This is a genomic window from Bradyrhizobium cosmicum (genome assembly GCF_032290525.1).
In the GTDB taxonomy this organism is placed as follows: domain Bacteria; phylum Pseudomonadota; class Alphaproteobacteria; order Rhizobiales; family Xanthobacteraceae; genus Bradyrhizobium; species Bradyrhizobium cosmicum_A.
Genome location: NZ_JASXTA010000216.1, coordinates 1 through 274 on the forward strand (window position 1 = coordinate 1; position 274 = coordinate 274).

The 274-nt window shown below is 70.1% G+C and carries 1 pseudogene; it reads left to right on the plus strand.

The annotated features are described in order from the left end of the window. A pseudogene (locus QSV46_RS39715) lies at positions 1-210 on the plus strand (glycosyltransferase family 1 protein); the annotation flags it as partial. Positions 211-274 lie beyond the last annotated feature (64 nt).

The window sequence follows — 274 nt, forward strand, 5'->3', positions numbered from 1 at the left end:
CTCTGGGACAGCGCCGCCAGCTTCGTCGCCCCCGGCGACGCGCAGGGCTTTGCCGATGCCATCGCCGCCCTGCTGGCCGATCCCGCGCGCCACGCGGCGCAAGGCGAAGCCGCCCGGAGCCGCGCCGCCCGCTACACCCCCGCCGCGATGGCCGCGCAGATGTCCGGCATCTACCGCGACCTCCTTTCGGCCAAGGACAAAGCCGCATGAAGATCGTCTATTTCACCCATTCGCTGCAAAGCTGCTGGAACCACGGCAACGCCCACTTCCTGCG